Here is a 7,394-nt window from a genome sequence, read left to right as displayed (position 1 = left end):
GAATCCATCAACATAAATTATGGGTGAAGTATCCTCGGACAAATCAGGTTGCAAAGGGACTCAGTATGCTTTAATTAGCATTGCTGATAATTTTTCGTTATTTTAGCTTGCAATTTTCAGCCAAAATTTCAAATAAGTAAAATATCATTCCTTAATAACACAAGTTATAAGCGAGGAAAGAGAATATTATTTGTTTGTGAACAATAAAGGATTATTTAATTTTTTGGCTTTGGTGATGGCGATCGCGATCGCTATTATTGCTTGTCAAAGCCTACAATTGCCAAGCAAACCGTTAGCATCTACCGCAGTCACCATCAAACTTAGTGGTTGGGGAGGCTCTCCCGTTGAGCAAAAACTATTGAGACAAGTACTGCAAGACTTTGAAGCACAACATCCAACGATTAAGGTCAAATATGAGGTAATTTCCGACCAATACATGGATGTAATCAAAACTCGTTTAGTTGGGGAAGCTGCGCCCGATGTTTTTTATCTGGATGCGCTGGAAGCTCCTTTCTTAATGAGTCAAAATGTCCTAGAACCGTTAGAAAGTTATATCACCCCTGAATTTGACCTTGCGGATTTTGAGGATACCCTACTCGACAGTTTCAAATACCAAAATCAGATTTACGGTCTTCCCAAAGACTATTCAACCTTGGCTCTGTTTTATAACAAAAAAGCCTTCGCCGCCGCAGGTCTAAGTAATCCGCCAGCAACTTGGGATGAATTACGTAACTACTCGAAACAATTGACAGGCAAACTTAACAAATACGGCTTTGGGGAAATTCCAGAATTAGCGCGTCAAGCTTATAAAATTAAAGCCTTTGGTGGACAACTCGTAGATAAAAATGGTTATGCTACTTTTGCCAGTGAGTCAGGTTTACAGGGTTTACAGTTAGTAGTAAACCAGTATCAAAAAGATCGTTCCTCTGCCCAAAAATCTGATGTAGGGACAAACTCAGGTAGTGAAATGTTTGGTCAGAGTAAAGTAGCAATGGTGATTGAAGGTAACTGGGCAATTCCTTATCTAACTGAAACTTTTCCCCAAGTAGAATTTGCTACCGCACCAGTTCCTACTATTAATGATAAAAAAGGCACGATGGTGTTTACAGTTGCCTACGTGATGAATAAGCAAGCACAACACAAAGCCGAAGCTTGGGAGTTGATTTCTTATCTCACAGGTAAAGAAGGAATGCAAAAGTGGACAGGAACAGGGTTTGCTTTGCCAACACGTAAATCAGTAGCAAAGAATTTAGGCTATGACCAAGACCCCTTGCGATCGCCATTAGTTGCAGGAGTTAATTATGCTACACCGTGGCAGGTGGGTCAATATCCAAGTGCGATCGTAAATAACTTTGAAAATCAGTTTGTCAGCGCCTTACTTGGGCAACAACCATTAAAAGAAGCGATGCTGAGGGCACAGAATGAAGCAAATCAGCAGATTAAAGCAATGAATTAAGCAATTGAAAATTCTCCTATTTCTCACTCTCCATTTTCTGGCGAGACTCCCATTTTCGATAAACTTCTGCATTCCTTGCAAATACGAATTTATTCCCGGCTGGTAAATTTGGAAATGTTCTGCTTTTGGAATTAATAAAAGCTGTTTGGGTTCAGGAGCAGCATCATATAACTGCTGACTTATGTAGGATGGGACAAGCTTTGATCTACGCTTTCCAAAGGTAGAGAATTATTTGATGAGGTGAAATATTTTTGTACAGGAGTACGATAAATAATCATGCACAACCTATCGCTACAGTCGGGTTAGTGCGGCGGGATTAAGCGGAGGTTTAGTAGTGTTTGAAATTAGCCGACGGCGGAGTAACCCCAGGTGGAATATCACAGAAGACTTGGCTGGGTATATGTTTATGATGCCCACTATTCTAGTTTTGGGGACTTTTGTAGTCTTACCTATTCTCTACGCCGTATTTCTTTCCTTGCAAAAAGTGCAACTTCTTGGCGGTATTGAATACGAGTTCATCGGTTTTCGGAACTTCACACGATTAGCGGAAGATGAAAGAGTTTGGATTGCTTTGAGAAACACAGCCGAATATGTAGCTATTGTTGTGCCAACTCAAACTATCCTGGCTTTAATTTTGGCGGTAACTCTGAATTCTGGGATTCGCGGTAAAAACTGGTGGCGCATCCTCTACTTTTTACCCACAGTCACTTCTTCAGCAGTGCTGACACTCATCTTTATGTGGATTTATAACACTGATGGGCTACTAAATGATTTTCTTGCTTTTGTTGGGCTACCTACTTATAACTGGTTGGGCGATCCAGCAGTTGCGCTCAAAGGCATTATGATTATGAACATTTGGTCAACTGCACCGTTTTTCATGGTGATTTATCTGGCGGCGTTGCAAGATATACCCCAAAGACTTTACGAGGCCGCGGAACTTGATGGCGCAAATGGATGGCAGCAATTTATCCACATTACTCTTCCCTTGCTTAAGCCTGTAACCTTCTTTGTGGCGACAGTGGGGGTAATTGGCACTTTTCAACTTTTTGACCAGTCTTACATCTTCTCTGGCGGTACTGGCGGGCCAAACAACGCTACCTTAACTGTGGTGCTGCTGATTTACCAAGCTGTGTTTCGGAATTTACAAATGGGATATGCAGCTGCGATCGCATTTCTGTTAGCAGCAGCGATCATTGTCATCACTTTGATTCAACGGCGACTTTTCGGAGGCGAACGGATTTGACTAACACCTCTGGCTTATCCTGGCTCAAAGCCCTGTTATACGTCTTACTGACACTCTATGCCATCGTTACCCTAATTCCCTTTCTCTGGGCACTTTCAGCATCATTTAAGCCCCTAACAGAGATTGTCAGTGGTGAACCCAACTTTCTCCCTAAACATTTTACTCTTGACAACTACAGGCAAATCTTTCTCCAAGAACCGCTATTTTGGCGTTGGTTGTTCAACAGTGTAGCGATCGCTGTCAGCGTCACGCTTTTAAACTTGTTGTTAAATTCAATGGCTGGTTATGCCTTGGCAAGACTGCGCTTTGTGGGCAAACGCTTTTGGTTCTTTCTCATCCTGGCAGTACTGGCAGTACCGACGCAAATCACCCTGATTCCCACTTTTTTAATTTTAAAAGCGATCGGCTGGCTGAATTCTTACCAAGGCATGATTGTTCCTAGCATGGTTAATGCCACTTTTATCTTCATGATGCGGCAGTTTTTCGTTAATTTTCCTAAAGAACTAGAAGAAGCAGCTCAACTCGATGGCTTAAATACTTTTGGAATTTTTCGACACATTGTCTTACCTTTGGCAAAACCAGCACTAGCAGCACAGGCAGTTTTTGTGTTCATGGGAAGTTGGAATAATTTTTTACTGCCTATAGTTATCCTATTTGACCCAGAAATGTTTACCCTCCCCTTGGGGCTGAACACTTTCAAAGGTCAATACATCAGCTATTGGAACTACATTATGGCGGCTTCTATGGTCTTTACCCTGCCAGCTTTAGGCATTTATGCCTTTTTTAATCGTTACTTTATTCAAAGCGTCACCTTTACCGGGGGAAAAGGTTAATAGGCATTGGGAATGGGGCATAGGGTATAGGGCATTAATTATTCTCCTTTGCTCTCTCTGTTCCCCATGCCCCATGCCCCATTCCCAATGCCCTATTCCCAAAACAGTATTTTGGGCAACAAATTGCACTCCTAACGTGATATTGGTATTACAGCGACTCAATCTCTATCTATCAGTAAACAAGCATTATGGGTTTTGCAGACCTATCGATCGCAGAGATAGCAGCTGACTACAGCATTCCTGTAGAACAAGTGTTTTCTCTGTGCAACCAACTGGGAATCGCCTACAAACACCAAAAGACCCGTTTGGCGTTAGAAGATGCAAAGGCAATTATTTCCCAAATATCCTCTGAAATACGTCCCAAAGGTACTAACGACTTGGTGGGTGATCACGAAGTCACCTGAAGGGTTATCTCAGAATTTTGGCTAATAACTGATAGCTAATGATAAAAAACAATGAGTCATTAGCAATTAGCAGCTTGGAGATTGAGAATCGTGTTCTTAGCTGTGTTGAGCGTCAAAATCTTTAAGGGGAAACATGTTTATAAGACTAATTGGCGTTGTTGTGGCTACTGTTTTACTTTCGTTTCAGTTGATTGTCGGTAGCGCGACAGCAGTGGAACTGGATGAAGCTACCCGAACAGTGCCATTAAATACTCAAGGTGAGGTCACTGTACTCAGCCTTAAACAAGTCAAAGAAGGCAAACGCTTATTTAATTACGCTTGCGCCCAATGTCATGCTGGGGGAGTTACCAAGACAAACCAAAACGTGGGACTCACTCCAGAGGACTTGGCACTGGCAACACCTAACCGTAACAACATTGAAGGTTTGGTAGATTACCTGAAAAATCCCACTACTTACGACGGGGAAGAAGAGATTTCCGAAATACACCCCAGTATGAAAAGTGCAGATATTTTCACAGCAATGCGAAATCTGACGGATGATGACTTGGAAGCAATCGCCGGTCATATTCTCTTACAACCCAAAATCGTTGGTACTAAGTGGGGAGGCGGAAAAATCTATTACTAAATCCTGGGGTTGAGTCATTGGGAATAGGGTATTGGGCATTGGGAATAGGGCATTGGGAAGAATTCAGTCCCTACTCCTAATTCCCCGTTCCCCATTCCCCATTTACTACTTATTGGACAGCTTTTTGCAATAAATTGCTCTCCATTCTTAAAAAAAAAATTGATCTATGACAGATTGTCATATTTGGTGTTGATTTTATTTAAAATGAGAAAGGGAAAAAAATTGTTTGTTAGGAGAGAGCTATGAAATTAATTTCGGCAAGCTGGCGACGCCTTAGTTTAGCTGTGTTGACAATCCTTTTAGTTGTTAGCAGCTTTGCTGTTTTTACACCCAGTGCTTCGGCTGAAACCTACCAGGTGAAATTGGGTAGTGATAAAGGAATGCTGGCATTTGAACCGAAAAAATTGACCATCAAACCGGGTGACACTATTGAATGGGTGAACAATAAAGTTCCTCCCCATAATGTTGTGTTTGATGCTGCCAAAAACCCCACTAAGAGCGCCGATTTAGCTAAATCTCTGTCTCATAAAAAGTTGCTCATGAGTCCTGGTCAAAAGGAAACGACCACCTTTGCAGCAGACGCGCCTGCTGGTGACTACACCTTCTACTGTGAACCTCATCGTGGCGCTGGCATGGTTGGTACAATTACTGTCGAAGGCTAGAAACACCAGCGTTTGACACGAGATAATTACTCAGTGAAATTAGCTCATCGCCACACGCTACACTCCTAGAGTGACGCACAAAATGCAGAAATGGCGGTAACGAGTTCTATCTTTCCCTAAGACGCTAAACAATGTGTAGCGTTCGAGGAGTGAACTTGTTACCGCCAATTTTGATCAAATTTGACTTAATCAGGGATTAATCGCGTTTATACTCTTGCTGGAGGCTTGTTGCGAGGAAATACTGTTGAGAATACTTTTATTAATTTTACTGTCGGCGATCGCCATATTCAAATTTACATTCATTAGTCCAGCACTAGCTGCCGAAACATCCAACGGTGCTAAAATTTTCGAGGCTAACTGCGCTTCTTGCCATATAGGTGGCGGTAACATCCTTATCAGCCAGAAAACCTTAAAAAAGGAAGCATTGTCAAAGTACCTAGAAAATTACAATCAAGACTCAATCGAGGCGATTATCCACCAAGTGCAAAATGGTAAAAATGCCATGCCTGCTTTTAAAGCCAAGTTAAGTTCTGAGGAGATTCTGGAGGTAGCTGCTTACGTTTTTCAAAATGCAGAACAAGGTTGGTAAAGTAGCTATACAGTATAGTTTTTTTGGGGTGAGCGTTTGCCTATCTTTAGTTAATAGCCAGCTAGACGCTCACCCCAAAACATTGGAGAATTTATTTGTTTGAAATCCCTCAGTGCATTTCCTTCTTGGAAGCTTTTAAAGAACTTCTAAGTTAAGTGTGATGTATGACGGACTAGCGATGCTAATTTGTCAACTATAAAAAACAATATTTTAAACCCAAAACCATGATGTAGAGGCGTGATTTATCGCGTCTCTACATCAATAAACCTTAACCCAAACAAATTGTATTTTAAACAGGACTTACGCAAAAAATAATCGAAAACAATGATTTTCAGGTAGAAGAACACCCTGCGGTTACTCCAGTGGAGAAATCGTAGAGTAGCCGCTTCTTTATCAGACGCTGCAAATGCGTCTAGATAAATCACTCCTACCTGAATCCATCATCAACGGGCGATTATTTTTCTGGATTAGACTTTTGTCTGTTTTCCTTGACTTCGCGCAACCGTTCTACTAATTTTTTATCCGATTCAGCAGCAGATGTAGACTGAACCTGATTGATTTTTGGCAACAATAAAGGTTCAGAAGTAGTAGCTGCCGATGAAGGCGTAGGCTGGTTATTTTTAATTTGTAGTTCAGATAATGGCTTGAGAGTACCTGTTGGTGCAGTTAATGGTTTGAGAGTACCTGTTGGTGAGGACGTAGGCGGGTTATTTCTGATTTGTAAATCAGGTAATGGTTTAAAAGTAGCTGCTGGTGAGGGGGTAATCTGATTATTATTGATTCCCGGTGTAGATAATGATGAGGGGTTTTGCTCTTGAGTAGTCCCAGTAAGATTGCTCGTACTGTTTTGGAAACGTAGATTAAATGGATAGGAACTAATTTGTTTATCTCCCTTGGGGGATTGCTTGTTGAAGTATTGCCTTGCTTTTAATTGCAATTCCGGGGAAATTAACTTGTCTTGAAATTTGATATCTAAGACTTTACCATCAGGATCTACCACCAATACTCCCAAAACAGCACCTTCAAGATTTGACTTATTCGTGGATAATGTTTGGCGAATGACTGGTTTTTGTTCAGCGTTGGGGTATTGTTGCTGGACTTCCTTTCTCAGGTTGGCGTAGGAGTCTAACTGTGCAATTGCCTGTTGAGTTCCCTTCGCTGATAAATCCCCTGTTTGTAGCGTGCTGCCCCTAGTTCCAATTAAAGTATTCCCATTCCTTGGAGCTTGTTTTAAAGAATTTATCAGCGGGTTTTGAGCAATTGTAGACGACGCATTAGGAATTGGTTGCGTCATTGGCTGCGAAGTCGTATTTACCTGTGCTGTTGCAACGGGTGTAGTCTCAGATAAGATTGGAGGCTGGGGAGTGCGCAGAAGATCAGCAGGTATTTGCTGCGACTGCAATTCTGGCAACCTATTGACAGCTAGCGGCTTAGGTGGCTCGTATTTGGCGACACTCTCATTCACATTTACACGAGGAACTGGTTGAGAAAATCTAGCGCTGGTATTAAATTTAGAACTATCAAATTTAGAAGCATCAAACCGCAAATTATCACTAGGAATCATCCGCAAAGACTGCCTTGT

General features: G+C 41.6%; 8 protein-coding genes. 7 read left to right on the top strand and 1 reads right to left on the bottom strand.

Translation table 11 applies throughout. The features are described from left to right. Nucleotides 1-235: 235 nt before the first annotated feature. The 7 genes from IQ229_RS06575 (at nt 236) to petJ (ending at nt 5,812) form a co-directional block, all read left to right on the top strand. Nucleotides 236-1,456 carry an ABC transporter substrate-binding protein gene (locus IQ229_RS06575; protein WP_194042331.1) on the top strand — a complete coding sequence of 407 codons (1,221 nt, stop codon included), beginning with the start codon at nt 236-238 and terminating at the stop codon, nt 1,454-1,456. A gap of 334 nt (nt 1,457-1,790) precedes the next feature. Continuing rightward, a complete protein-coding gene (locus tag IQ229_RS06570; protein ID WP_194042329.1) occupies nt 1,791-2,699 on the top strand; it encodes a carbohydrate ABC transporter permease in 909 nt (302 codons plus the stop codon). Then, nucleotides 2,696-3,532 (top strand): carbohydrate ABC transporter permease, encoded by an 837-nt coding sequence (locus IQ229_RS06565; RefSeq protein WP_194042327.1) that lies wholly within the window; start codon nt 2,696-2,698, stop codon nt 3,530-3,532. Before IQ229_RS06570 ends, IQ229_RS06565 begins: the two co-directional genes overlap by 4 nt. 188 nt (nt 3,533-3,720) lie before the next feature. Then, a complete protein-coding gene (locus IQ229_RS06560; RefSeq protein ID WP_194042325.1) occupies nt 3,721-3,936 on the top strand; it encodes a hypothetical protein in 216 nt (71 codons plus the stop codon). A 133-nt stretch (nt 3,937-4,069) separates the two neighbouring features. Next, nucleotides 4,070-4,561 carry a photosystem II cytochrome c-550 gene (psbV, locus tag IQ229_RS06555; protein WP_194042323.1) on the top strand — a complete coding sequence of 164 codons (492 nt, stop codon included), beginning with the start codon at nt 4,070-4,072 and terminating at the stop codon, nt 4,559-4,561. 242 nt (nt 4,562-4,803) lie between these two features. Continuing rightward, the gene (petE, locus tag IQ229_RS06550) at nt 4,804-5,223 is read left to right on the top strand and encodes a plastocyanin (RefSeq protein WP_194042321.1); all 420 of its coding nucleotides are present in this window, start codon (nt 4,804-4,806) and stop codon (nt 5,221-5,223) included. Nucleotides 5,224-5,467: 244 nt separating this feature from the next. Then, complete coding sequence (gene petJ, locus IQ229_RS06545) at nt 5,468-5,812, top strand: cytochrome c6 PetJ (protein ID WP_194042319.1); 345 nt, start codon at nt 5,468-5,470, stop codon at nt 5,810-5,812. Nucleotides 5,813-6,266: 454 nt separating this feature from the next. Here petJ and IQ229_RS06540 read toward each other — a convergent pair. Then, nucleotides 6,267-7,394, bottom strand: a 1,128-nt coding sequence (locus tag IQ229_RS06540) for a hypothetical protein (RefSeq protein WP_228013234.1), incomplete at its 5' end; no start/stop codon positions are given.

Origin of the sequence: Nostoc cf. edaphicum LEGE 07299 (assembly GCF_015207245.1) — a bacterium.
Lineage (GTDB): Bacteria > Cyanobacteriota > Cyanobacteriia > Cyanobacteriales > Nostocaceae > Nostoc > Nostoc edaphicum_B.
Note: the sequence above shows the minus strand (reverse complement) of the source record. Positions and strands in the feature narration are given on the sequence as shown.